Origin of the sequence: Anatilimnocola aggregata, assembly GCF_007747655.1 — a bacterium.
GTDB lineage: Bacteria > Planctomycetota > Planctomycetia > Pirellulales > Pirellulaceae > Anatilimnocola > Anatilimnocola aggregata.
Map to the genome: position 1 here is coordinate 6,959,829 of NZ_CP036274.1, position 26,236 is coordinate 6,986,064.

The 26,236-nt window shown below is 57.7% G+C and carries 16 protein-coding genes; 8 read left to right on the top strand and 8 right to left on the bottom strand.

Annotated elements, in window-relative coordinates; translation table 11 throughout:
- The first annotated feature begins 37 nt into the window (after positions 1–37).
- A complete protein-coding gene (locus ETAA8_RS26225; RefSeq protein WP_145095658.1) occupies positions 38–2,407 on the top strand; it encodes an ATP-dependent helicase in 2,370 nt (789 codons plus the stop codon).
- Positions 2,408–2,584: 177 nt separating this feature from the next.
- Entirely contained in the window at positions 2,585–3,784 is a 1,200-nt protein-coding gene (locus tag ETAA8_RS26230; protein WP_202921285.1) for a PQQ-binding-like beta-propeller repeat protein, read from the top strand.
- Positions 3,785–3,803: 19 nt separating this feature from the next.
- On the opposite strand, the gene ETAA8_RS26235 is transcribed toward ETAA8_RS26230, so the two are convergent.
- Complete coding sequence (locus ETAA8_RS26235; protein ID WP_145095664.1) at positions 3,804–4,775, bottom strand: DUF1559 family PulG-like putative transporter; 972 nt, start codon at positions 4,773–4,775, stop codon at positions 3,804–3,806.
- 67 nt (positions 4,776–4,842) lie between these two features.
- Positions 4,843–5,292: a hypothetical protein gene (locus ETAA8_RS26240; protein WP_145095667.1), complete on the bottom strand. Its 450-nt coding sequence runs from the start codon at positions 5,290–5,292 to the stop codon at positions 4,843–4,845.
- A 584-nt stretch (positions 5,293–5,876) separates the two neighbouring features.
- Here ETAA8_RS26240 and ETAA8_RS26245 point away from each other — a divergent pair.
- The 3 genes from ETAA8_RS26245 (at position 5,877) to ETAA8_RS26255 (ending at position 11,129) form a co-directional block, all read left to right on the top strand.
- Positions 5,877–8,057, top strand: coding sequence for a glutamine synthetase III family protein (locus ETAA8_RS26245; RefSeq protein ID WP_145095669.1), 2,181 nt, complete (start codon positions 5,877–5,879; stop codon positions 8,055–8,057).
- A gap of 265 nt (positions 8,058–8,322) precedes the next feature.
- Entirely contained in the window at positions 8,323–9,642 is a 1,320-nt protein-coding gene (locus ETAA8_RS26250; protein ID WP_145095672.1) for a glutamine synthetase beta-grasp domain-containing protein, read from the top strand.
- 158 nt (positions 9,643–9,800) lie between these two features.
- Positions 9,801–11,129, top strand: a complete 1,329-nt coding sequence (locus ETAA8_RS26255) for a dipeptidase (RefSeq protein WP_145095675.1) — start codon at positions 9,801–9,803, stop codon at positions 11,127–11,129.
- A 138-nt stretch (positions 11,130–11,267) separates the two neighbouring features.
- Here the strand turns inward: ETAA8_RS26255 and ETAA8_RS26260 are convergent, their stop codons facing one another.
- The 3 genes from ETAA8_RS26260 to ETAA8_RS26270 form a co-directional block, all read right to left on the bottom strand.
- Entirely contained in the window at positions 11,268–12,734 is a 1,467-nt protein-coding gene (locus ETAA8_RS26260; protein ID WP_145095678.1) for a DUF1501 domain-containing protein, read from the bottom strand.
- Between the two features lie 16 nt (positions 12,735–12,750).
- Positions 12,751–15,843 (bottom strand): PSD1 and planctomycete cytochrome C domain-containing protein, encoded by a 3,093-nt coding sequence (locus ETAA8_RS26265; RefSeq protein WP_145095681.1) that lies wholly within the window; start codon positions 15,841–15,843, stop codon positions 12,751–12,753.
- Between the two features lie 133 nt (positions 15,844–15,976).
- Positions 15,977–17,638, bottom strand: a complete 1,662-nt coding sequence (locus ETAA8_RS26270; protein ID WP_145095684.1) for a hypothetical protein — start codon at positions 17,636–17,638, stop codon at positions 15,977–15,979.
- Positions 17,639–17,865: 227 nt separating this feature from the next.
- On the opposite strand from ETAA8_RS26270, the gene ETAA8_RS26275 reads away from it, so the two are divergent.
- Together ETAA8_RS26275 and ETAA8_RS26280 are read left to right on the top strand one after the other, a co-directional pair.
- A complete protein-coding gene (locus ETAA8_RS26275) occupies positions 17,866–19,374 on the top strand; it encodes a carboxypeptidase M32 (protein WP_145095687.1) in 1,509 nt (502 codons plus the stop codon).
- A 50-nt stretch (positions 19,375–19,424) separates the two neighbouring features.
- Complete coding sequence (locus tag ETAA8_RS26280; protein WP_145095691.1) at positions 19,425–20,438, top strand: S1/P1 nuclease; 1,014 nt, start codon at positions 19,425–19,427, stop codon at positions 20,436–20,438.
- A 355-nt stretch (positions 20,439–20,793) separates the two neighbouring features.
- Here the strand turns inward: ETAA8_RS26280 and ETAA8_RS26285 are convergent, their stop codons facing one another.
- The 3 genes from ETAA8_RS26285 to ETAA8_RS26295 all read right to left on the bottom strand — a co-directional run bounded on the left by ETAA8_RS26285 (position 20,794) and on the right by ETAA8_RS26295 (position 25,117).
- Positions 20,794–21,480, bottom strand: coding sequence for a 3-keto-disaccharide hydrolase (locus ETAA8_RS26285; protein ID WP_238397571.1), 687 nt, complete (start codon positions 21,478–21,480; stop codon positions 20,794–20,796).
- Positions 21,481–21,579: 99 nt separating this feature from the next.
- Positions 21,580–22,077: a ribonuclease domain-containing protein gene (locus ETAA8_RS26290; RefSeq protein ID WP_202921286.1), complete on the bottom strand. Its 498-nt coding sequence runs from the start codon at positions 22,075–22,077 to the stop codon at positions 21,580–21,582.
- A gap of 4 nt (positions 22,078–22,081) precedes the next feature.
- Complete coding sequence (locus ETAA8_RS26295; RefSeq protein ID WP_145095694.1) at positions 22,082–25,117, bottom strand: PVC-type heme-binding CxxCH protein; 3,036 nt, start codon at positions 25,115–25,117, stop codon at positions 22,082–22,084.
- An 89-nt stretch (positions 25,118–25,206) separates the two neighbouring features.
- Between ETAA8_RS26295 and ETAA8_RS26300 the strand changes: the two genes are divergently transcribed.
- Positions 25,207–26,193 carry an NAD-dependent epimerase/dehydratase family protein gene (locus tag ETAA8_RS26300; protein WP_145095697.1) on the top strand — a complete coding sequence of 329 codons (987 nt, stop codon included), beginning with the start codon at positions 25,207–25,209 and terminating at the stop codon, positions 26,191–26,193.
- Positions 26,194–26,236: the final 43 nt, after the last annotated feature.

Here is a 26,236-nt window from a genome sequence, read left to right on the forward strand (position 1 = left end):
CACTCGGCGGTGACGGTGAATTTGCTACGATAAAACCATGGATGGACAAAACAATCTGCCTCTCACGGACCTGTTTGCCTCGCTGACGGAAGCTCAGCGAACGGCAGTCGCGCACATCGATGGCCCCATGCTCACGCTCGCGGGACCGGGAAGCGGTAAAACCCGTGTCGTGACGCACCGCGTCGCCAACTTGGTTCGGCAGGGAATTCAGGCCCGCAATATCCTGGCACTTACCTTCACCAATAAAGCAGCCGACGAAATGCGGCAGCGATTGGCAGCGCTGGCTCCAGGTCAGCCGGTATGGATGGGGACTTTTCACCGCTTTTGTGTCCGCACGCTGCGGATTCATGCCCCGCTTGTGGGACTTAGCGAGAACTTCTCGATCTACGACATGGATGACAGCCGGAAACTGCTCAAACTCGTGCTGGCCGAAGAACGACTCGAATCGACCCACGCGTCGCCCGATTCCATCGCCCACGCAATTAGTGCAGCCAAGAACAACCTGGTCACGCCCGACAAATATCGCGAAACCGCCCTCTATGGCAGTACGTTGGGAAGTCTCGTCGAACGCGCTTATCCGGCCTATCAGCGGGCGCTGTTGCGGGCGAACGCCGTCGACTTCGACGACCTCCTGCAGCACGTGGCAGTCCTGCTGCGCGAGAACCCCGATGTGCGGAAACAGCAAGACGCCAAATACAAATACATTCTGGTCGACGAGTATCAGGATACGAATCTTGCGCAGTACGCGATCATCCGCGCCCTGTCGATCGACTATCCCAACTTGAGTGTGACCGGCGATCCCGATCAGTCGATTTATGGCTGGCGCGGGGCGAATGTGCGGAATATCCTCGAGTTTGAGAAGGACTTTCCGAACGTCAAAGTGGTGCGGCTCGAGCAGAACTATCGGAGTACGCAATCGATCCTGCGCGTGGCCGATGTGCTGATCGCACACAACAAGCGGCGGAAGAAAAAGCGGCTCTGGACCGAAAACCCCGAAGGGGAGGCCGTGCGATTGGTCTGTTATCCGACGCACACGGATGAAGCCGAACAAATTGCAAGTCAGATTGCGACCGCAGTGCGCCAGGGAAAATATCGGCCGCGGGATTTCGCGATCTTCTTCCGGACGAATGCGCTCTCGCGGCAGTTCGAACATGCCCTGCGCGAGCAAGTGCTCCCCTATCAGATCGTCAACGGACTTGAGTTCTATCAGCGAATGGAAATCAAGGACGTCATGGCCTACCTGCACCTGCTGAACAACCAACGCGACAACGTCGCGCTGCGCCGCGTCATCAATACACCCACCCGCGGCATTGGCAAAAGTACAATCACCAAACTGCAGGAGTACGCGTCTCATCGCGGGCTATCGATGCTCGATGCGGCGCGGCAAGCGGGGCTGATTGAAGGCCTGCCGAAAAAATCGGCCGTCGCCGTGGCAAAGTTCGTCGCCCTGATCGACAAGTTGAGCGAATCGCTCACTGCTGAGGTTGAGCAAATCGTCGGCATGGTGCTGAGCGAATCGGGCTATCGCGAAGTGCTGCAGAACTCCGAGAGCGAAGAAGATCAGGAACGGCTGGCCAACCTGGAAGAATTGCTGACTGCGGCCCGGCAATTCGACATGCATAATCCCCAAGGTGGCAAGCTCGAACATTTTCTCGAAGAGACCTCACTGGTCAGCGATACCGATGCCTGGAGTTCCGACACCGATCGTGTTTCGCTAATGACGATGCATGCGGCGAAGGGGCTGGAGTTTCCAGTCGTTTATATCGTGGCCTGCGAACAAGGTTTGTTGCCGCACGAACGAAGCCGCCACGACGAAGAAAAGCTGGAAGAAGAACGCCGCCTGCTATTCGTCGGCCTGACACGGGCGAGGCAGGAACTGCAACTCAGTTATGCACAGTACCGGATGTTCCGCGGCATTAACGCGCCGACCATTCCCAGTCACTTCTTGCAAGAATTGCCTCGCGACGAGATGCGGCTGCAAGAACCGAAAACCGGGCCACGCCGGCTCATCGATTTTGACTCCCAGCTGCCGGCGGACGATGACCATTTGGACGAAGGTCCTATCGAGCACGCAGCAGCTACCGAGCAGGATATTTCGTTTGAGCCCGAAGAGTTTTCTCAAATCGAACCGAGCGAGGCGCGCAAGAAACCGCAACTCGACAAGCGTTTTTCCCTGATGAGTGGAGCCGACCTGCTAACGCGACAGGCCGATACTGGCCCCCGTTTTCCGCCGAATGTCTTCAAGCACGGAATGAACGTATTGCATCCCGAACATGGCCTGGGAACGATCATCGCGCTGGGGGGCGAAGGCCCAAAACGGACTGCCACGGTGCAATTCGCCAGCGATAACCGCGAACGTCGGTTTTTCCTGATTCACGCGAAGCTGGAACCGGTCGAAATGGAATAGTAATCCACAGCCGGCGCTCTGGAATTTCGCGCACCGGCGTGCGACGATTGAATGATGACCGTCCGCTTCCCAACCTTCAAGAATTCCTCCCACCCGATTGGTCTTGATATGCCTTGCTCACCCCTGTTCAAGCAAATTGCTGTCTCATTCGTCTCCATTGTGTTAAGCGGATCATTCGTGGCACTAATCGCTGCGGAAGAGCAGTGGAATCAATATCGCGGACCAAATGCCGATGGCACTTCAGCTGCAACTGGTCTGCCGACGAAGTGGAGCGAAACTGAGAATGTGAAATGGCGTGCGCCGATTCGCGGGAAGGCGTGGTCGTCGCCCGTTGTTTGGAATCAACAGATCTGGTTGACCACGGCTCCAGCGGACGGAAAAGAACTCTTCGCGATCTGCTTGGATCGCGAAACTGGCAAAGTGTTGCACGATGTCAAAGTATTTGATGTCGCTTCCCCTCAGTATTGCCACGACCGCAATAGCTACGCCTCTTGCACTCCGTTTGTCGAAGCCGACCGCGTCTATGTCCATTACGGAGTGCATGGGACCGCATGTCTCGATACCAAGACGGGCAAAGTGCTGTGGACGCGTAACGACCTGGAATGCAATCACCATCGTGGTGCCGGTTCTTCCCCCATCGTCTGGCAGGACTTGTTGATTTTGACCTTCGACGGCTTTGATGTTCAGTACGTCGTGGCACTCGACAAAGAGACCGGCAAGACCGTTTGGAAAACAGACCGGGGCTTTAACTACGGCACCGATAACGGGGACGTGATGAAGGCCTATGGCACGCCGCGAGTAGTCGAAGTCGGCGGGCAGTTGGAGTTAGTCAGCCCGAGTGCGGGTTCGACAGCAGCCTACGATCCACGAACCGGCAAAGAGTTATGGCAAGTAAAGAGTGGCGGGATGAACGCGGCAGGCCGTCCAGTAGTCAGCAAAGACACTGCATTCATCGGCACAGCTGATGGTGGCATGCATTTATTCGCCGTCAAGCTCGGCGGTCGTGGCGACGTCACTGGTACCCATGTGAACTGGAAGCTTGCCAAGGGATATCCCCGCTATGCTTCGCCCATTCTGGTGGATGGATTGTTGTACATGGGGAACGAACAGGGAATTATCACTTGCGTGGATGCCGAAACGGGCGAAGTGAAATATCAGAATCGACTCGGCGGGCTATTCATGTCGTCCCCGGTGTATGCGGACGGCAAGCTCTACTTCTTTGCCGAAGAAGGGATCTGCCACGTCATCAAGCCGGGCCCCGAATTCGTTTCTCTGGCCGAAAACAAGCTTGCCGGCGGCTTCATGGCCAGCCCGGCCATTGCTGGCAAGGCGCTGATCTTGCGCACGAAGGATGCCGTGGTTTGCGTGGCGGAGTAATCCTTCGCAACGTCTGGAATTAGCCGCCCAGATCGGACGGATTAAACGGGTTGCCATCCTCGCGGCGGCAGAAGTTGAGCATGACGGTGGCAGTAATGTTGTAAGAAACTGTGCGAACGGAGCCATCACCCAAGACGGCATTCATGGCTCCCGGGTGAGCAGATCCGAAACCTTCACGCAGCAACTTCTGAACGGCTCGGGAACCATCAATGTCGACTGCGGCACTCGGCACGATTGGGTCGCGGAAGGGGGCAAACGTACCGGCCAAGGTCAGGTAGGGGAAATTAGTTACGTAACCGCCGTTGCTGATGTCACTTTCCGCCGCCCGCGGTTGTGAAAAATAAGATTGAGCGTCCCAGGGACGTTCCGCGACCATCATCGTGTTCGAGAGACCGTCGGTAATCTCGGCGTAACGGACTGAACTATTCGGCTTAGGTGATGCCGCGGCGATGTCGTAACCCAAATTGAGCGCGCCATCCGTGCCGCCTGCCAGGGTGCCACGATTGCCGGCGTAATCAAGCTGGGCACGCTTTGGCGAAGGCCCGGTGTACGAGTCGTTTTGAAAACACTCCCAGACTTGGGGCGGCCGACGGCTGGGGCAAAAGTAGATCTTGACCGGCGTTTCCATAACCGTTTGGTCATCTTTCTCCATGTAGAGAGCCGTTTGCTCGATGTAGGGCATGATTTGATAAGTCCACACCCAGGCTTGCCTCGTCATGATTGCCGGCACACCGCTGCTTTCGAACGTTCTCGCCATGCGCGAGCCGCGGCCACCGCTGGGCAGGGCATTGTGCGTGTCGTGATGCAATTGAAAACCGAGTCCAATCTGCTTGAGATGATTGCTGCATTGAGTGCGCCGCGCCGCTTCGCGGGCTGCCTGCACAGCCGGCAACAATAAGGCCACGAGCACTCCGATAATGGAGATGACGACCAACAATTCGACCAAGGTGAACGCTGGCCTTATCAACTGCTTGAGGTTTTCCTTGCGCATCAATTCATTCCTGTAACTTCAATCGGCGACTAATTGGAACTGGGCAACAGAAGAGGATAAAAACTTCTTACGAGGCCTCTGGTCGATGCCCCATCACGAACTTCGCCCGCTTGAATTCCTCATCTGTCATTTGGCGAACGTCTCGCGACATCAGGAGCACGTAACGAACTCCATCCTTTCCGTTCTTTTCGTAGGCGAGAATCTCGTCGGAGGCGTAACTGCCGACGTTGGCGCCGTAAATAATGACGTACGGCTCGCCGTCGCGCGACGAGACCAGGATTTCCTCGGGGGGTGGGTTCAGGTTCGCCGAGTGCAGACCTTTGAGCAGCGATTTGATTTCGTCGACATGGCGGGGCGGGTGATGGTCGGCACTCGTGATTATGCCGTACGCCTTAGAAATATGGCTTAAGTCCGTAGTAGTGTCGTCTTCGTTTGGGGTGTACTTCGTCGCACAGCCACTAAGAACACCAAGTACGAAAAGTACGCAGGCACCTGCGCGCGAGATCCAAAAAGGCATTCCTGCATTCCTTCAGGCTGGATGGCAGAAGGTATCGGTGGGACATGATCGGCGTGAGCAAGCAGAGCCGACCGCAGAATGCAGCCGGTGGCAGGGAGAGAGTTGCTGGCGGTAGTCTACAGCAGCCAGCCTATCGAAGCAAAGAAAAATCCGAAGGGTAGTTTGTCGATTAGTCCAACGCCAAGCGCACAACTAATTTCTTTCGTTTCAGTTTTCCACCGCCCCTGGGCGAAGTGTTTTCCGTTCGCTAAGCTCCTCACTGGTCGCGGTGCGCGCGTTTGGCGGAACGATGTATCAGACCCTGACGAAGCGGTTTTCCGCCCGTCTTTGATGCCTCATCCCCATTTTGCCCAGCTCTTGTGCAAGGCTGCTACGAAACCGGGCAAAGTGAGCACTTAATGAACTCTGCAGGACTTGATCGACTCGCGTTAAGTCTTGATGTTCATTGATCTTTCGCACTCTCCCAGCGATTTGCTAGCGGACTTATGGATTGGCACAGAAGGTGCGATTCCGCGGGCCCTTCGGGGAATCGTCCCCGGCAGATTTTCGTTTTTTGGGTTTAGGGTTTAAGGGGGTTACGTCACGTGAGTGGTAGCAAAGCGCGGATGCAGGCCATCGCGGCCGTTACAAGTTACAAGCCATCGTCACCGCCGGTGAACTTCAAGACCGTTTCGTCGAAAGACGTCTTCGGCGCGAATGTTTTCACGTTGGCAGAGATGCAGGCTCGCTTGCCGAAGCCGGTTTTCAAGTCAGTGAAGAAGACGATCGAAACGGGCTCACAGCTCGACAACAGCGTGGCCGATGTGGTCGCGGGAGCCATGCGAGATTGGGCCATCGAAAACGGCGCCACGCACTATGCTCACGTCTTCCACCCGTTGACCGGGTTGACCGCCGAAAAGCACGACAGCTTCCTCTCGCCCGACGGCAAGGGTGGCACGGTCGCCGAATTCACCGGCAAGCAACTGATTCAAGGCGAACCGGACGCTTCCAGCTTTCCCAGCGGCGGCATTCGCGCCACGTTCGAAGCCCGCGGTTACACCGCTTGGGATGTGATGAGCCCTGCCTACATTCTCGAAAACGAGAATGGCACCACCCTCTGCATTCCTTGCTGCTTCGTCAGCTGGACTGGGGAAGCGCTCGATAAGAAGACCCCGCTTCTCCGCTCGAATAAGGCCTTGAATACTCAGGCTCAGCGGATTTTGAAGTTGTTCGGCCACGCCAATCCGACGATTGTTTCGTCGTCGGCTGGTGCCGAACAGGAATACTTCCTGATCGATCGCAACTTCTTTTACGCTCGCCCCGACCTGCTCAACGCTGGTCGCACCCTGTTCGGCGCTAAGCCTCCGAAGGGCCAAGAGTTTGAAGATCAATACTTTGGTCATATTCCTGACCGCGTATTGGCCTGCATGCTTGATACCGAACGCGAGTTGTTCAAGCTCGGCATTCCGGTGAAGACTCGCCACAACGAAGTGGCTCCTTCGCAGTACGAAATCGCTCCGGTGTACGAAGACGCCAACGTTGCCACGGACCACCAGCAATTGGTGATGCTCACGCTGAAGAAGGGCGCTCAAAAGTATGGCATGGAGTGCTTGCTGCACGAAAAGCCGTTCGCCGGCATCAATGGTTCGGGCAAGCACTTGAACTGGTCGCTCGGCAATAGCACGCAGGGTAACTTGCTCGAGCCAGGCGATAATCCTCACGACAACATGCAGTTCCTGGTCTTTGCCGGAGCTGTGATCCGCGCCGTGCATAAGTTCGGTGGTTTGCTTCGCGCCGTGGTCGCCACTGCGAACAACGATCACCGCTTGGGTGCCAATGAAGCTCCTCCCGCAATCATCTCGATCTTCCTCGGCGAACAACTGGCCGATGTATTCGAGCAGATTCAAAAGGGTGGTGCCAAGTCGAGCAAGGCTGCCGGCACGCTGACCGTCGGTGTCGATACGCTGCCCATCCTGCCGAAGGATGCCGGCGATCGTAACCGCACCAGCCCGTTTGCCTTCACCGGCAACAAGTTCGAATTCCGTGCTGTCGGTTCGAGCCAATCGATTGGTGGCCCGCTGGTGGCCCTCAACACGATCGTGGCTGAATCGCTGGACTTCGTTGCTACCGAGCTTGAAAAAGCCACCGGTGGCGATAGCGCCAAGTTGCCTGGTGCCGTGCAGAAGGTTCTGCAAGACATCATGGCCAAGCACGGCGCCGTTGTGTTCAATGGCGACGGCTACTCGCAAGCCTGGCACAACGAGGCAGAATCGCGTGGCCTGCTGAATCTGAAGACAACCGTGGATGCCCTGCCGCAGATCACGACGCCTGAAGTGCTCGCCATGTTCGAAAAATATGGTGTGCTCACCGCTCGCGAAACAACTTCGCGTCAGGACATCTACATCGAGCAGTACGTTAAGACTGTCCTCACGGAAGCCAAGTTGACGGTGGAGATCGCACGCACGATGATCTTCCCCGCTGCGGTTCGCTATCAAAGCGAGTTGGCGGTGACTTGCTCTAACCTGAAGACGCTCGGCTATAGCTTCGACACTGATACGTTGGACACCATCACTAAGTTGGTGAAGGGGTTGCAAGACTCGTCCACTGCAGTCGAAGAGGCGCTCGGTCACCACAGCAGTAGTCTGCTGGAAGAGGCCAAGCACATCTGTCACACGGTACTGCCGGCCATGCTGAAGGTTCGTGAATTCGCCGACAAGCTCGAAGGCCTGGTGGCCGACGACCTGTGGCCGCTGCCAACCTATCAGGAAATGCTGTTTATCAAGTAGTTCTTTCCGAAAACGGCGGGACGCCTCGGTCGCAGCTCGTAAATCTCCTCGATTGCTAGTTGCTACACCGATCCGGAACGGATTCCATTGATCACCACATCGCGAGCGGGAGCTGTGCTTTGTTGAGCAGGGCCTCCCGCTCGTGCTGTTTACAGTGAATGCAGTACGATCTCTCTAGCCGCTGGCGTTTGCTAGTGGTGCTGGCGTTCCTTTCAACAAAAAGGCACGGCTGCTTATTAACTCGTTGTCACTAAAAGGCGTAACTGTGACTCCCCGAGAAATTCTTGCTCTGTGTCGTGAAAAAGAAGTGCAGGCTGTCGACCTGCGCCTGGCTGATCTGAGTGGCGCGTGGCATCATTTGACGATTCCCGTCGCGCGCTTGGACGAAGACGTGTTTGAAGATGGCGTGGGGTTCGATGGCACTGCCTTGTGGGGTGGCCCGCCGACCAACGAGAGTGACCTGCTCGCGGTGCCCCAGCCAGAAACTGCCTACCTTGATCCCGTCGCAGCTGTGCCGACGTTGGCCATTCTGTGCAACATTCAAGATCCACTGACTCGTGAGCCATTTTCGCGCGATCCACGCTACATCGCTCAGAAGGCCGTAAACTACTTGCGCAGCACGGGCTTTGCCGACGAGGCACAGATCGGGCCCAAAGCCCAGTTTTTTGTGTTTGACGAAGCGAAATTTACACAAAGTGGGTCGGGCAGCAGCTGTCAGGTTTCGGCCGCGACCGAAGTCCATTCGCTGCAGTCCGAGATGCTGCAAGCTCTCAACGATGCGGGGCTAAAAGTCGAAGGCGTTCTGCGCTCGTCACAGGCGACGCCGAGCGCTATCGGCCTCGCGCATCAGCCCGTGGTGACGATGGCAGATCATCTGCTCGCCTACAAACACATTATTCGGCACGTGGCTCGACGTCGGCAAAAGCAGGCTACGTTCATGCCTCAACCGTTGGCCGAAGGGCCAGGAAGCGGGCTGCACACTCACTTATCGTTTTGGAAGAAAGAGCAGCCCATTTTTGCCGGTCACGGCTATGCGGGGCTCAGCGATACCGGGCTCTATGCACTAGGTGGCGTGTTGCGGCATGCGCCAGCGTTACTCGCGCTCTGCAGTCCGACGACGAATAGTTACAAACGATTGGCACCCGGCGGTCAGGGGCCCGTTCATTTAGTCTATTCACAGCGTAATCGTTCAGCAGCGTGCCGCATTCCGGTTTACAGTTCGAGCCCCAAGAGCCGCCGTATTGCTTTTCGCTGTCCCGATCCCAGTTGCAATCCTTATCTGGCATTTGCTGCGATCGTCCTCGCAGCCATCGATGGCATTCAAACGAAGTTGCATCCGGGTCAACCGTACGAAGGTGACCGACGCTATGCTTCGCCCGCCGAATTGGCAGAGTTGCCACATGTGCCGGCGACACTCGACGAAGCCCTGCGCGCTTTGGAAGAAGACCAGGAATTTCTGTTGCGGGACGATGTTTTCACTCCCGACGTCATTCAAACCTGGATCGACGAAAAACGCCGCAGCGAGATTCAGCCGTTGCGGCTGCGACCGCATCCATTCGAATTCTGCCTGTATTTCGACGTCTAGCGGCCATTGTTGACCGAGTTCACGGTCCGTATTTCAGGATGCACGTTGGAAGTTCTATTCGGCGCTAACTTTAGTTACCAACGATGCTCACTCCTGGCCTAGAATCCTTGGCTTCCGGCGGTTTGTCGCTCTGATCCTTGTTCGAATCGGGAAGTACCATGACTCAGGCTCTAAAGCGTCGTCGTTTCCTTCTGACCGCAATGGCTACTCCGCTCGTCGCTGCGATGACCAATCGGAGTCGTGCCGCGCGGGCTGCGGAGCGTGTGAAGTTTAATGCTTCAATCGATGCCAGCTGGCAGGCGGGACTCGACGTGCTCAAGCCCTCGCAGGTCGAACTCGATCGCGGTTTAGGTTTGCATGCAGAATCTCTGGTTTTCGATTGCTACGGCTTTGCGCCGCGATGTGCGGTCGATGGTGAAGTTATCGCTCAGGCGGTGGCAGCGGGTGCGTCGGACGAAGAGCTGCAAGACCTGCGCGAAGAAATGGGAATGACTCGCTGCGTGACGAACGAGCAGGAACGCGACGAGTTTGAACTCGCCTGGCGGGCAGCGGGAGTGACCTGCATTTTCCAGAATGCGGGCGAAGAAGGTCAGAATCCTATTCGGCTCCTCAAACGGTTGGGGCGATTCACTTACCTGACCGATCACCTGCGCGAGTTCTTATTCAAAGCGGTTACTCCAGCCGACATTGAACAGGCCAAAAAGGATGGGAAGCACTGCCTGTACTTTACCGGTAATGGTGTGCCGATTGCTGGTGAATTCAATTCGGTCCCCGATGAACTGCGACACATCAAGCTGTTTTTTCAGTTGGGCATTCGGATGATGCACGTCACCTATAATCGCCGCAATCTGCTCGGTGATGGCTGTGCTGAGCCAGCCAACGGCGGGCTTAGCGATTTGGGCCGGGCAGCGGTGGCCGAGATGAATCGAGTAGGCGTGATTGTCGATGTCGCGCACAGCGGCTGGCGCACCAGTTTGGAAGCGGCGCAAGCCTCGAAGCTGCCGATGGTCGCCAGTCACACTGCCTGCGATGCTGTGAATCATCACATTCGCGCCAAGCCAGTCGAGGTCATCAAAGCGATCTGCGATGGTGGTGGCCTGATCGGCATCTGTTGCATCCCCGCTTTTCTCGGGGGTAATGGCGACATTCCCGCTTTGATCGAACACATCGACTATGTAGCCAAACGATTCGGCACGCAGCACGTCGGCATCGGCACCGATATTGCTTACACCTCAAGCTTGTCGTTTCCCGCGACCCGGCAAATTCCTCCGCGTGGTCCGCGGCGCACACGCTACGAAGCGTTCTGGCCGGAAGGAGCACTTGGCAAACGGTTCCCGGGCGAGAAATCGCTCGCTTGGACCAATTGGCCGCTCTTTACCGTGGGCTTGGTGCAGCGCGGTTATCGCGACGAAGACATTCGTTTGATTCTCGGCCAGAACATGCTGCGCGTGTCGCGAGAGTTGTTGAAAAGTCGCGCCGCGAATTAATACGACGCCCGCTCGAGGCGAGTAATCACTGCGCAGGCAACGCCGGCAAAGCCTTGACCTGCAATCACAGTATCGTCAGTGAAACAGAAGGCAGGGCCTTTCTTGTTTGATCCCAAGTCGACGAGAATTGCACTCGTGTTACGCCAGAATCGGCTTCACAACCTTGCCGTGAACGTCTGTCAGGCGAAAATACCGCCCTTGAAACTTGTACGTGAGCCGTTCGTGGTCGATGCCGAGCAAGTGCAGGAGCGTGGCCTGAAAATCGTGGACGTGAACGCCGTCTTTGGCCACATTCATGGCGAGATCGTCGGATTCACCGTAAGTAATACCGGGTTTGATGCCCCCGCCAGCCATCCACACGGTGAAGGCATACGGGTGATGATCGCGGCCCCATTTCACCCGGTCGGCGATGTTCCCCTGAATGAACGGGGTGCGGCCGAACTCGCCCCCCCAGATGACGAGCGTATCATCCAGCAGTCCGCGGGCCTTGAGGTCTTTAACAAGTGCCGCCGAGGGCTGGTCGGTATCGCGGCACTGGTTGTAGAGCTCGGTCGTGATGCTGTTGTGCTGGTCCCAGCCCGCGTGCATCAGTTGTACGTAGCGGACGCCCCGCTCGATCAGCCGGCGGGCCATTAGACAGTTGTATGCAAAGGTGCCGGGTTCTTTCACCAGCGGACCGTACGACTCGAGAGTCGCCGCCGTTTCATCGGAAAAGTCGGTCAGTTCCGGCACGCTGGCCTGCATCCGATAGGCCATTTCGTACTGCGCGATGCGGGTCGAAATCTCTGGATCGGCGAACTCCTGCAAGCGCATGTCATTCAGCTTAGCCAGCGCGTCGAGCTGCGTGCGGCGAGTTTCGCGCGAGAGCCCGTCGGGATTCGTCAGGTACAGAACAGGTTCACCGCTGCCACGAAATTTCACACCCTGAAACTTCGAGGGAAGAAATCCGCTCCCCCAATAGAAGTCGTAAAAGATCTGCCCGCAGCTTGTTCCCTTACTGATGGAAGTCATCACGCAGAAACCGGGAAGGTTCTCCGTTTCGCTGCCGAGACCATAGCTGAGCCAGGCCCCCAGCGATGGCCGGCCAGGCAATTCACCGCCGGTGAGAAAAAACGTAATTGCCGGCGCATGGTTGATTGCTTCGGTGTACATGCTCTTCACGAAGCAAAGTTCGTCGGCAATCTTCGCCGTGTGAGGCATCAAGTTGCTGACCCAGGCTCCGCTCTTACCGTGCTGGGCAAAGGGCTCGACGGGCGCGAGCATCAGCTTGCCTTTGGGCGAGCCGGTCATCGTGCTGAAGCGTTTGCCAGCCGTGTACTCTTCCGGCACGGGCTGGCCGTGCAACTTTTTCAGCTTCGGCTTGTAATCGAACAGGTCCGCATGCGTCGGCGCGCCGTTCTGAAACAGATAGATCACGCGCTTCGCCTTGGGCGCAAGATGCGGCAGCGATTCCAGGCCACCGACTAGCTTGGCAGCAGGCGTTTCCGCAGCTAAGCCATCGCGGTTGAGTAGCGATGCCAGCGCCGCGGTTCCCAAGCCGCAGGCTGAGCGGCCGAAGAACTCGCGGCGATTCACGAGCAATTGATGCTGAAGGTATGGATTCATGGCTGGCACTTCGGCCTTATTCTTTGGAGAGAGCTTCGTCCAGGTTCAGAAGCAGGTTGCAGAGCGCGGTGTAAGCTGCATGCTCGACAACGTCTAACTTTTCATCTCGTGGCGAAGCACCAGTAGTGAGCAACATCTTCGCCCCTTCGCTATCGGCGGCATACTTGGCCCGCAAATCTTCTAACACTTGAAGCAGCAATTGTTCTTCCGCTGCAGACGGTTCGCGAGCCAGCAGTTGCTGATAGGCCAGCTTCACGCGGTCGCGCGGACCAGTTGCTTCACTCATGAGCAGGCGCTGGGCCCACGCGCGCGAAGCTTCGACATAGGTCACATCGTTGAGCGTGGTGAGCGCGTGCAGAGGAGTGTTCGTGCGGGAAGACTTCACCGAACATGTTTGCCGGTTGGCGACATCGAAGAAAACGGTCGGGCCGACAATCCGCCGCCAGAACTGATACACGCTGCGGCGGTAAAGAGCGTCCCCTTTATCCTGCTCGTAGCGAATCTTGCCAAAGGTCGCGTCTTCCCACACGCCCGTTGGCTGATACCCCTTCACCGGCGGCCCACCCACCTTATCGATCAATAAACCGCTGACGGCCAGAGCTTGATCGCGAATCATCCACGAGGGCAAACGGAAGCGGGGAGCGCGGGCGAGCAAACGATTGGCAGGATCTTTTTCCTGCAAGGCCGGCGATGACTTCGACGATTGTTGATAGGCAGCGCTCGTGACAATCAGGCGATGCAAGTGTTTGACGTTCCAGCGATTCGCTTCGCCCGAATGCGCGACACTGGGCTGCGAAACCGTCGACTGTTGAAATTCGCAAGCGAGCCAGTCGAGCAACTCGGGGTGAGAAGGCCGCTCGCTCTGTACGCCGAAGTCTTCCGTCGTCTTCACGATGCCGGTGCCAAAGAACGATTGCCAATAACGATTCACCGTCACACGGGCGGTGAGTGGATGTTCCGGTGACACCAACCAGCGAGCCAGGGCGAGGCGATTGGACGGCGCGTCGGCTGGCAGAGGTGGGAGAATACTAGGGACGCCGTGCGTGACCTTTACTTCCGGTTTGTCATAGGCACCGCGAGTGAGAATGAACGTCTCGCGCGGACCTTTCCGCTCGCGCATCACCATCGTCCGTGGCAACGATTTTTCAAACTGGTCGCGGGCCTTACGTTTGTCCTCGGCCAGTTTCTCCGCGGCAGTCCAAGGTTGATGATTTGCGCGGAAATGATCGGCTAGTTTTTTCTTGTCGGCATCCGTTCGCTTGTCGGCCGGGAGCATCGCCAATCCAATCACTTCCGCTGGCTGGTCCTTCAACTGCGCGCTCGTGGCTGATGTTGCCGACACGCGAAAACAGCCCAGCGTATGCTGGCGGCCAAATTGAAATGAAAGCTTGAGCTGCCACGCTTGATCAGCAGCGAGCTTGAGAGGCTCGGCTAGCGTGAGCGTTAAGGTGTGAGGCTTGCCGAAGGCCGGCATCACGGCCCAGCCTGAGTTCGGCTTGCCGTCGATTGCCCCCGCAGCGGACCAACCTTCTTGCGAAAACTCAGCGGTCGCGGCCGCGATCTTGATCGGTTTCTCACCGGCCGAGAGCGAGATCTCCGACAAGACAAAATTGCCGTTATCGGCTCTGCCGGGGCCCTGATTCACAAATGACTCGTGTGGCAGCGCTTCGAGCTTCAGCGCGGTAATCACCTGCGACTCGCCACTCGTAAACTCAAGCGTGTAGTTGCTCCTGTCTGCATTCTTTCCCTCGGCCAGGACAGCGCCGCTATCGAGCAAGCGCAATTCGACTTCGCTCGTGGCTTTTAATGTCCTGGGAACGAGTGAGTTCCACAGCGACTCCCTGGAATCGCTCGTGCTGGCCAGCGATTGCTCCCATTCAAGTTGCAACTGCGGCAGCTTCTTTTCCAAGTCGTCTTTCGCGTTCTTCGCGAGTTGTTCTTCCTTTTTCAACTCGTCTACCCGGGCTTGTTGCTCGTCAGAAGCAAAGCTGAGGACGGGATTCGCCAGGCCCCCCGCATCGTTGCCGCCGGTCTCTTCGATCGAGTTGAAGTAGGCCGAGAGTTGGTAGTACTCGCGCTGCTTGAGTGGATCGAACTTGTGATCGTGGCAGCGGCAGCAGTTGAACGTGAGGGCCATCCAAACGGCGCCGGTCGTTTCCACGCGGTCTTGCACATAGTCGACGCGCGACTCTTCGGCGATGCGGCCCCCTTCGCCGTTGATCATGTGATTGCGGTGAAAGCCACTGGCGATCAGTTGCTGCCGCGTGGGGTTTGGCAATAGATCGCCAGCCAACTGTTCAATCGTGAATTGATCGAAGGGCTGATTGTCGTTCAGCGCAGCGGTCACCTGGTCGCGCCAGTACCACATCGCTCGCGTCGGATCCCCTTGATAGCCGTTGGTGTCGGCATAGCGGGCTGCATCGAGCCAGTCCCAAACCATCCGTTCACCGTAACGACGCGATGACAACAAGCGATCGACAACTTTCTCGTAAGCCTTCGGTGAATCGTCTTTCACGAAGGCAGCCACTTCTTCCGGCGTAGGGGGCAGGCCGGTCAAGTCGAGCGTCACGCGGCGAATGAGCGTTTCTTTCGGGGCGCGCGGCGATGGCGCGAGACCTTCACTCTCCAGCTTGGCGAGCAAGAAGGTATCGATAGGATTCCTTGCCCACTGGCCGTCCTTCACCAGCGGCAGCGCGGGACGTAGGGGCGTTTCGTAGGCCCAGTGCTTGCCCCATTTTGCTCCGCCGTCGATCCACCGCTTCAGCAACTCAATCTGTTGCTTGGTCACCGTGCGGTTCGATTTCGGTGGCGGCATTTGCGCGTCGGGATCGGTCGAAATCAATCGCTTGAACAGCTCACTTTCGGCACTCTTGCCCGGCACAATCACCGGGCTCTCCGTTCGCAAGGCACCGGCTTCGGTATCAAGTTGCAGATCCGCTTCGCGGTTCTTGGCATCGGGTCCGTGGCAATGAAAACAGTTATCCGAGAGGATCGGCAAAATATCGCGACTGAAGTTGATCGGCGGGTCGGCGGCAAGTGTCGACGCCGAGAGCACAAGCGCACCCCAGCCGGCAACTAGGGCGATTCCAAGGCGGAGACTTCCTGGCATGGTCTGCTCGGTGGGAGGGGGATGAGCGTGGCAGGGGAGACGAATTGCCGCGCTGCCGCGGGTGGCAGTAGCTCCAACTTACTATCTGCCACTAGCGAGCCTCAAGCCGAAGGTGGGATTTCGGCTGGAGAAATCAGCGTCGCAACTGCGTGGGATCGACCGTCTCGGGCAATGGCGCGGGGGCTTCTTTGGGTGGCGGAGGAACCGGGGTCATCGCGGGATCGATGTACCAGAGCAAGCGGCCGAGGAGTCGAAAGTAAAGAAACAGCGGCGTGACGAGGAGCGCGGCACTAAGCGGCGCGACAACCACACTGCCAGTGCTCCAGAGCGAAATGCCCATCGACACCACCAGGCCCAGCACAAAGGTTTCCATATAAAATACGATCCAGCCGTCGCCAGTAAAGCGAAAGCTCTCCCAGAACAAGGGTGACTGATGTGCTCCGGCAAATGACTTGTGCAGCAAAATCGGCAGCCACAGCAGCGGGACGAAAATCAGGAGCGAAATCAGGGCGATTATGCCGCCGAACACGGTTAGTCCATCCTGGCCAAAGTGGTAACCCATCCAAACAATGAGACCAGGGAGCATGCCCAGGAAGATGGCAGCGGGGAGATACAGCGGATTGCCGTGGGGAATGAAGCCCGCTGTCGGCCATTTCTCGATGGCATCGCAGCCTCGGCCGGTGTCTTCGACAACGGCCTGCATCTGGAGCGAAAAGAGCAGAAGCCAAACAAACCCCGTGCCGGCGGCAATCAAAGTGAAGAAGATGCCAGCCGGACTGAACACGTTACCATCGCGGGCGATACTCGCGGCTACGGCCAGTTCAATCGCTGCAATGGGAATGGCTGCCAAAGCCGTGAAGACCAACCAGCGGCTCATGGTGCCGGGATAGAACAAAAACTCGACGATGCCAATCAGGAATGGCCCACGATGAAATCGCGGCTGATTCGGGTCGACTGGTGCATCCCACAATTCGTCGCCATACGATTCCTCTCTCCGTGGTAACTGTCGCCGTGGCGGCAAAGCTGCCGCAGGCGCTGTTGCAGCGGGGGATGCTGGTGGAAATGCGTTCGCAGGAGCTGTTGTCGGTCGTACACCTGGCACTGGGTCGGCAGTCGGCGACAAACGAAAGTTCGGGGCAAACGTGCCCGGCTGAAAAGTTGAAACCGCAGACGATGAAACACCGCCGTTCATGGGCGGAACTGTCGCCGCGGGTGGTTCAGGGGGCAAAGGAGCCAAGCGGAACTCATCGTCCTCGTCTTCATCTCGCCGGGTCTGTTCCACGGGCGAGAACTTTGGCCTTTCAACCGGCGCACTCAGCTGAAAATCTTCGGCACCGACCAGCGTGGGCTTATCGGCGCGATCGACGCGCACCTTCGGCGCGCGCACTTCGTTCTCGGAGTGGCAATCGTGACAGGTGATCATCTGCCCGATCTGCTCCGGACGGGCATGCAGCAGTGAACCACATAAAAAGCAGTGAAAACCAAACTCAGCAGACTTCTTCGGCTTTGGTGGAGGCGTTGGGTCAACCTGCGGAGTTGCTGTTGGGGGAACAGCCGCCGGCTGACTATCAGCAGGATCCACCGCAGGAGAACTCAGCTGCGCTGGAGCAACTGGAGAGATTCCCGGCTTCAGTGCCTTCGGTGCTGCAACTGCTGGCACAATCGCCTCGCCCACTTCGTTCAGCGTGAAGGGCTGGCTGCACTTGGGGCACAAACATCGCTCCCCTGGCGGCAGCGGCGTACGCTTCATCGTCTGCCGGCAATGCGGACACGTGATCCGTTCGGGAGTACTCAAGCGCGGGACTTTCGCGAGTGCATTGATGGTTCAAAACTGAACTTGCTCACCCGCTATTGTATCCCAAGAATCTGCAGCGGATGAAACGATCCCGGTCGGACACGAAGGCACTCTTCGCCCACCCTTGCAAGTGCCGGGCAGTTCTCAGGTCACCGCCGATCAGTTCCAATGGCGAACAGGTTTCGGCGGGCGATCGGTTTTCAACGGACGGCGGGAGCAGCAAACGGATGAATACGGCTTACGAGCAACTGTGTGGGCTGGCGAAAGAAGCAGCGCTGGTGGAATCGGTCGAGGCGCTGCTGGGGTGGGATGAGCGGACCTATCTGCCAGAGGCTGCCGGGGATTATCGGGCCGAGCAGATGACGTTTCTTTCGGGACTTGCCCACCAGAAACGGACGCAGCCGAAGTGGGGTGAGTTGCTCGACGAGTTGGCGGGCAGCGACCTGGCGAAAGACTTGCACAGCGATACCGGCACGACCATTCGCCAGTTGAAACGCGACTACGACAAGCGCGTGAAGTTGCCTCAACTGCTCGTCGAGGAACTGACGCGGGCTTCGGTCCTTGGGCAGCAAGCCTGGGTGAAGGCGCGGGCTGCCAATGACTTCGCCATGTTCCAGCCGCACCTGACGAAGATCATCGAACTCAAGCGGCAGCAGGCCGAAGCCGTCGGTTACGAAGATCAGCCTTATGACGCTCTGCTCGACGATTACGAACCGCAAGCGCGAACCAAAGACCTGACGAGTGTGCTTGGCAAATTGCGGCAAGAACTCGTGCCGCTGGTGCACGCAATCATGGAGAGTGGCAAAGTCGCCCCAGTCGAGATCGTCTCGCGGCTTCATCCGCGAGGTGCGCAAGAAGCCTTCGGCAAGACAGCAGCCGCGGCCATCGGTTTCGAGTTCCAACGCGGTCGGCTCGATGTGACGCATCATCCCTTTTGCACCGAACTGGGCCCCAACGACTGCCGGATCACCACGCGGTACGACGAGCACCATTTCAACGGAGCCTTCTTCGGCATTCTGCACGAAGCGGGGCACGGCATTTACGATCAAGGCCTCCGCAGCGAACTGTTTGGGTTGCCCCCCGGGCAATTTGTTTCGCTCGGAATTCACGAGTCGCAGTCGCGGATGTGGGAAAATCTCGTGGGCCGCAGTAATGCGTTCTGGCAATACTTCTTTCCCAAGTGGCAGGAGTTCTTTCCCGTCGCAGCAGAGGGGGTCACCCAGCAGCAGCTGTTCGCCGCCATCAACCATGTGCAGCCTTCGCTCATTCGTGTCGAAGCCGATGAGGCGACCTATAACTTGCACATCATCGTCCGCTTCGAACTCGAGCAAGCTCTGCTCAGTGGCGATCTGCCGGTAAATGACTTGCCCGCGGCGTGGATGGAAAAATATCGCGAGTACCTCGGCATCGCACCACCCAACGATGCCAACGGCTGTTTGCAAGACGTTCATTGGTCGGCTGCCCTGTTCGGTTATTTTCCCACGTATTCGCTGGGCAATTTGTATGCTTCGCAACTCTTTGAGCAGGCCGATAAGGACCTGGGCGGCCTGAACGACTTGATGAAGCGCGGCGAGTTCCTGCAACTCAAGCTGTGGCTGAACGAGAAGATTCATCGTCACGGACAGTGCTACTCAGCGTCTGAGCTTGTGCAGCGAATCACTGGCAAGCCACTAGGAAGCGAGCCGTTGATGCGACACTTGCGCGGCAAGCTCTTGCCGCTGTATGGGTTGGCTTAACGCATTCGGCTCGGCAGTGGCCTTGCCCTTCCAAATAAGGAACAGTTGTTGTGAAAAACGCTCGCCTCGCGATCATTGCGCTTTCAATGTTCACGCTCATTGCTCCGCCAGCTCAAGCCTGGAATGCGGTCGGGCACTCACTGGTTGCCAAGCTGGCCTATGCCAAGCTGACGCCGGCCGAGCGTGAGAAAGTCGTGGCGCTGCTCAACAAGCATCCTCATGCAGCGTTGTACCTGAAGGCCGATCGCCCCGAGAACGTGCCCGAAGGGGAATGGATGTTCATGCAAGCGGCGGTGTGGAGCGATTGGATTCGCCCGCCACGCAATTTTCAGGGAAACCTAGCCGACCATCCGCGGCACAAGTTTCATCGCGGTCCCTGGCACTATGTAAACCGCACTTACAAGGCACATCAAACAGATTTATCTCCCGGCGTCCCGTTGCCAGCCGAGACCAGCATTCAGCAGCAATTGCCGTTGTCGGTGGAAATTGCCAGTAAAAAAATGGCGGACGATCCGGGCATTGCCGCGGATGTATCTGCCGAGCAGAACCGGGCCGTGCGGCTCTGCTGGGCCTTTCATTTGATTGGCGATATTCATCAGCCCATGCACGTGGCTTCGCTCGTCGATCCAGTTCGCTTGCCCGGAGGCGACGAGGGGGGCAACAAGCTGTCGTTGCGAGTCGACATTGGAGCCGAGCCCACGAAGCTCCACACGTTCTGGGATTCGGTGCTGGGGACCGACGTCGACCCCGAGACGATTCAAGAACTGGCCGATTCCCTGCTGAACGATGCACGTCTCACGCCCGAGAAGTTGCCGCAAGCCAGCAACGGCGATGTGAACGACTGGATCGCTGAAAGTTACAAGTTAGCCGCTCAGCACGCCTACCTAAACGGCGATTTACCCGTGGTGATCTGGGACGACTTCAAAGCAAATACCGTCACCATCAACGACGTCCCGATCCTGCCCGTCGGCACCGAGAAAAACGCCCGGCGGATTGCACGGCAGCAAGTAATGGTCGCCGCACTCCGGCTGGCCGACAAACTTCGGCTGGCAATTGTGGACTAGTCCGCCCGGAGCGTCGCAGACCGGGAGGTTTATCAACACCCCCCTTTTGCGTGCATCGCTACTAAGCCATTTCAAGACAACGAATTGCGTCAAATTCTCCAGTCCTGAAATCATCCTATTTGTTGATAAACCCCTGTGGGAAACCGCGCCGCCATTGTTGAATTCCAGAGGCGAGTTCTGCCCAAAAACAGTTTCTCTCGCAGGCGAGAATTGCTCTCGCCGCGAAAGGAATTGTGCTTCAACCAAGTTGCCAAAACAGACGCTTTACTTATGACAAATTAGTGAACATTTGTCAATCATGTGGCGACGAGATTTTCTTTGTTGTTTTGACTAAGGCTATATAACTCGGTTCGAATTACTTGCTCGATTGGGTCAGCATGATGTCCTTGAACTGCACAAGCATTGGCGGACCAGCGTGAAGCTGCAGGGCCAGAATGCCACTTTCCCTGGCTTTGCCAACCTGACCATCGGTCACGTCGACTGTGGTGAAGCCATTGATCGTCTGCACCAGGTGATTCCCCTTGGCGACAATTTCCAAATCGTTCCAGTCCTCTTTTTTGATGCTGGCGAGAATCTCTTTGTTGTCGGCAGTGGAACCGGTCACCGTCTTTTTACCAGCGCTGTCGATTTCTACCTTCTGCGTCCGTTCGGCAAGAATGCCGCGCCCCTTTTCTTCGTACAGGATGCCGATGTACTTCTCCCCCGCTTCGATATCGGCCTGATAGCCGCCGACCACATGGTTGCCAAGGTCTTTGCTGCGGTACTGAATGCCGCTGTTGCCCCCGACGATGCGGAACTTGAGCTTGAGCGTGAAGTCGCCAATGTCGCCACCCTGCCAGATGAGGAAGGTGTTCCCTTTGGTTGGATTGTCTTTGGTGGTTTGACCAGTAATGACGCCGTCCTGCACCGACCAGAACTTGTCGTTCCCTTGCCAGCCTGCGAGCGTCTTGCCGTCAAACAGATTCTTGGCTTCTTCGGCGCTGGCCAGCGAAGCGAGCGAGCCGAGACAAACGAGCGCGATCAAGCGGAGAGTCATATTCATGGTTACCTTTCAGAATTCAGAAACTTGAAACCTGCAAGCAGAATATAGAAGACAGCGTGAGCGCCGCCTATCAGCCTGCGGTATCAGACACCAGTCCGTTCACCGGCGACCGCGACTGCGAATGGGCAAGCTGCTGAGGGCTGCTTTGATTTTGTTGCGGAAGTCGATTTCCAGGCCCGTGATGATGTAAAACCCGTTTCGCCACTCGGCATCGACCGCAGCCGTGGCCGCGATGCGGTCCTCGTTCGACATCCGCCCCTGCACTCGTTCGTAGTGGCAGGCCGTGAAAAAAAGAATACCCGTACTGCGGGCTACAATCCGCCGCGCTCCGCGATTGGCGATGCCCGGCGTCGGCACGGTGAATTCGCGATATTGCCCGTTGGGCAAGTCCTGAAAGTTGTTGCGGAACTCGGTGTTATCCTCGCGAAACGGAAATGGACCGCCGGCAATAATCAGATCGATGGTCTGCTGCGCTTGCAGGGGCAACTGGTCGTAGTCGATCGCAAACAGCGCGTTTCCCATGCCCGCGCCGCGCCCCAGCAGCCCATACTGCCGCATGGTCACTTGCTCAATCTGCTGATCAACGCTGACGGGCATAGCCTTACTCCAACGTCTTCAAGTACTCGATCAAATCCGTCATGGCCGCCCGGTCGATCTGCTTTTCGAGGCCGACGGGCATCAGTGATTGGCCGGTGCTCTTGAGTTGCTCGATATCGACCCGCAGCACCGTGTCGGTCGCGTTCTCTTGTTTGCGGAGGGTCACGCTGGTGGCGGTTTCGGCAGTCAGCATGCCGCTGAGGGAGCGTCCTTCGGTCGTCAGCACCAGGTAGTTGAGGTACTGCGGATTTACTTCGCGGTTGGGATCAAGGACGTTAATGAGAATTGCCTCCGGGCCGCGGTTCTTCATTGCGGCGAGATTCGGGCCGATCTCGTGGCCAAAGCCTTGCAGCTTATGGCAGGCAGCGCAGTTCTTCTTAAACACTTCCTTGCCGCGAGTGGCATCGCCGGTCTGCTCAAGAACGGGCTTATATTCTGTGACCACCTGCAAGCGATCGCTCGGACGATTCACTTTTGCCAGAGCGAGGGCGCGGCGGCGAACCTCCTCGTTCGAACTCTCGGCCAGCAAGTTAAGCCGGGTGAGATCCAGATCCGCAGCGGCCAACTGTTTCGTTTCGATGGCTTGCAGCAGCGCGAGAGCCCAAGCAGGGCGCGAGATGAGCGCGTCGAGTGCGCGGCTCTTCAGTTCAGGGGTGAGCTGATCGAAACGCGAGAGCAGGAACGTGGCGACCTCTTCACTTTCGGCTGCAGCCAGCGTGGTGATGACAGTAGCCTGCAATTCGGCCGCATTGGCCGGGGTTAGCAGCGCCTCAGCCACTTCCTGCGTCGTCGCGAACTTGGCGAGCCGCAATTGTTTCACGGCGGCAATACGATTTGCGGGGGTCGCCGCGGTATCGAGAGCGGTCTGCTTGGCTGAGGCAATCAATTCCTGCATCCAGGCATCGGCCTGTCCACCGGTGGCAACGGCAATCTGCCTGGCGAGGGGCGAATCCTGCTTCGCGGCCAGACTCTGAATGGCAATCGGCAGCAGTGGCGACTTCTCTTGCGACCATTTTGCCAGTGTTTTGACGAGCAAGGGCAAATCTTCAGCCCGCTGTTGCCGACCCATTTGCATCGTTAGATTTTGCACGAGCGTTTTCACTTCGGGGCGTTTGCTCAGGCTTTCGTCAGCTGCCAACTGCTGCAACATCAGGCCTGCACCATCGGCCAAGGAAGAACTCATGGCCAAACGCTGATCGGCATTGGCAATATCCTGCCGCAACAGCGCGAGGAGCGCTGGCACCCGTTCTTCGCTGGCAAGATTCCCCAGGGCAATCGCCAGCTGAAAGCGGACGCGATCATCGGCATCCGCGGTCATGCGGACCAACTGCTGACGTAAAGCAGGGGACTTCGCAGCAATGCTTGCCGACAAGCGAACGGCCTGCTCGCGAACGCGCGGATGTTCCGCACGGAGCGCCGGCAGCAACAGTTCGTCCGTTAGCGCGCCGAAGGTATCGAGCAGATAGAGCGCACGAATCTGACCTTCCGGGCGTGTGGCGGCTTGAGCGAGTTTTTCCAATGGCTTGATCGCGGCCGCATCCGCGCGCTCAGTCAACAATCTCGCTGCGGTTTCTCGATGCCAACCGTTGGCGTGGTCGAGTGTGGCGACTAGTTCGCCCGTGGTTGCCTTGCTCAATTTCGGCAGTTGGCGCTGCGTGAACTGTTCGGTCGTCACGCGATAGATCCGCCCGCGATCGCGGCCACTGGTCAGGTCGAGATGTTTTTTCAGAATCGGCGGAATGCTCAGCGGATGCTCAATCGTTTCGCGGTACATATCGCAAACATACAGGCAGCCATCGGGAGCATTGGCAAATTGCACCGGGCGGAACCAGGTATCGCGCGAGGCGATGAACTCTTTCTTCTCGTCGATTCGGTGCGCCGTAAAACTGACGCCGTTGGGCTTGAGCGTTTTGCGATGGACGATGTTACTTCCCACGTCGCCGACAAATGCCATGCCGAGAAATTCCGCCGGCCAGGCATCGCCGTTGTAAAGCGTGACGCCCGTCGCGCTGGTGAAATAGCCCGCGGGGCGGCCTCCACCTTCGACGATGCCAGGCACGATCTTGTTCGCCCGCAACCGCGTGCGGACGATTCGCCAGGGTTCAATCGGGCTGAGGCGAAAAACATCAGCCTGCGGACCGTCGACGGCAATACTCCGGCGCACGGCAGGTGCAGCCAACAGCGGATTACGAGCCAGATCGGCGTCGGCAAAGACGACATGTTGAATGTGATCGCTGTTCGAGCAGACGAAGCGATTTCCCCAGCGGTCGGTTGTCGCACCATGCTGGGCACCACCACTGAGTGGTTTGATTTCGAGCGTTTCGGGATTGAGCGAGAAATCGCGACCGCGCAGCGAAATTGGTTTGCTCAATTTATCTTCTGGCTTACGCAACTCGGCACCACTGCTGCTGGTGGCTCCGACGATGCGGTTATCGAGCGACCACTGAAACGTATTCACCAGTCCTTGCACGTTGCTGGTGCCAAAACCGGTGAGGACGACCTTCCGTTCGTCGGCCACACCATCGCCTGTCGTATCCTTCAGGTAAAGCAGGTCTGGAGCATCGGCGACGAACACGCCTCCCTTCCAGCAGTGAATGGCCGTCGGCCAGTTGAGTTTGTCGGCAAAGATGCTGCTCTTATCGAACTTGCCATCGCTGTCGGTATCTTCCAGCAGGCGAATGCAGCTGACTTTGTCGTCTTTATTTTCCGAATAGCCTCGCATCTCGACGACGAACATCCGGCAGTCTTCGTCGAAGCAGATCGCGACGGGATCGGCCAGCAGCGGTTCAGCGGCGACTTGTTCCAGCCGAAAGCCCGGCGCGACGTCAAAACTCTGCAGAGCATCGGCAGGCGACAGCGGTTCGATACGTGGCAACTCGGCCGAATAGTCCTTGTCGACCGAATCGGGCACTGCGGCGGGCTTTTGTTCTTGGGGCTTGGTTTCTTGAGCGTCGGTTTTGTAAGTCGCCAGTTGCGTTAAAATCGCGACGAGTCCAATCAACAAAACAAGCGGCGTGCGGCGGGTATAATCCGAAGCCATGAAAGTCACTTTCGCGGAGGTCAGGCGGGGTTCAAGCTGGGCTTATCTTCGCAAGGCGTGAGTCGGAATTCAACAAGCGGATCAGCAGCGTGCACGCACTCGTCACTGGCGCGAATGGTTTTCTCGGGGGGTGGATCGTCGAGCAACTGCTGGCTCGGGGGGATCGTGTCCGCGCGCTGGTGCGCCGTGATGCTCCGGAATTAGCCGCCCAAGGGGCTGATATTGCCCGGGGGGATATTCGCGACCTGGCATCCCTGCAAGCTGCGACCAAAGGTATTGACGCGGTGTTCCACGTGGCTGCAATTGCGGGAATTTGGGGCCCGAAGCAAACGTTTTGGGATGTAAACGTTACCGGCACTGCGAACGTGCTGGAAGCGTGTCTGCAGAATCAAGTGCCACGTTTGATCTATACCGGCAGCCCGAGTGTGACGTTCGCCGGTGGGGATCAACAGGGTGTCGACGAGAGCGTCCCCTATCCCGAAAAATACCTTTGCCATTACCCGCAAACCAAAGCGGTGGCGGAAGAACTCGTCTTAGATGCCAACAGCCCAGAGCTAATGACCTGCGCGTTACGTCCGCACCTAATCTGGGGACCGCGCGATCAACACCTGATTCCCCGGCTCCTCGAGCGCGCCCGGTCGGGAAAACTGCGCTACGTCGGCGATCGGACGAATCTGATTGATGCCGTTTATGTGGAGAATGCCGCAGCCGCGCACCTGCAAGCGGCCGATGCACTGCAGCCCGGCTCGCCCGTCGGCGGTAAGGCTTATTTCATTACCAACGATGAACCGGTGAACTGCTGGAATTGGATTGACGAACTGTTGGCACTCGCCGGGCTGCCGCCGGTGAAGAAGGGAATCAGCACCCGCGGGGCCTATCTCGCGGGCACGATGCTCGAAGGGCTTTGGACGCTCCTGCGCCGCACCGACGAGCCGCGGATGACTCGGTTTCTCGCGCTGCAACTCGGCACGTCGCACTACTTCAATATTGCCGCCGCGAAGCGCGACTTCGGTTACGAACCAAAAATCAGCATGGCCGAAGGAATGCGGCGGTTAAAAGCGTCGTGGCGCTCCTAGGAAACGCGACCGCGCTCGCCTCGCTCACGACGCAAGTTTCCTG

Coding starts and splice junctions, on each gene's coding strand:
- ETAA8_RS26225 (WP_145095658.1), top strand. CDS start 38: ATGGATGGACAAAACAATCTGCCTCTCACGGACCTGTTTGCCTCGCTG.
- ETAA8_RS26235 (WP_145095664.1), bottom strand. CDS start 4,775: ATGCGCAAGGAAAACCTCAAGCAGTTGATAAGGCCAGCGTTCACCTTG.
- ETAA8_RS26240 (WP_145095667.1), bottom strand. CDS start 5,292: ATGCCTTTTTGGATCTCGCGCGCAGGTGCCTGCGTACTTTTCGTACTT.
- ETAA8_RS26255 (WP_145095675.1), top strand. CDS start 9,801: ATGACTCAGGCTCTAAAGCGTCGTCGTTTCCTTCTGACCGCAATGGCT.
- ETAA8_RS26260 (WP_145095678.1), bottom strand. CDS start 12,734: ATGAATCCATACCTTCAGCATCAATTGCTCGTGAATCGCCGCGAGTTC.
- ETAA8_RS26265 (WP_145095681.1), bottom strand. CDS start 15,843: ATGCCAGGAAGTCTCCGCCTTGGAATCGCCCTAGTTGCCGGCTGGGGT.
- ETAA8_RS26275 (WP_145095687.1), top strand. CDS start 17,866: ATGAATACGGCTTACGAGCAACTGTGTGGGCTGGCGAAAGAAGCAGCG.
- ETAA8_RS26285 (WP_238397571.1), bottom strand. CDS start 21,480: ATGAATATGACTCTCCGCTTGATCGCGCTCGTTTGTCTCGGCTCGCTC.
- ETAA8_RS26290 (WP_202921286.1), bottom strand. CDS start 22,077: ATGCCCGTCAGCGTTGATCAGCAGATTGAGCAAGTGACCATGCGGCAG.
- ETAA8_RS26295 (WP_145095694.1), bottom strand. CDS start 25,117: ATGGCTTCGGATTATACCCGCCGCACGCCGCTTGTTTTGTTGATTGGA.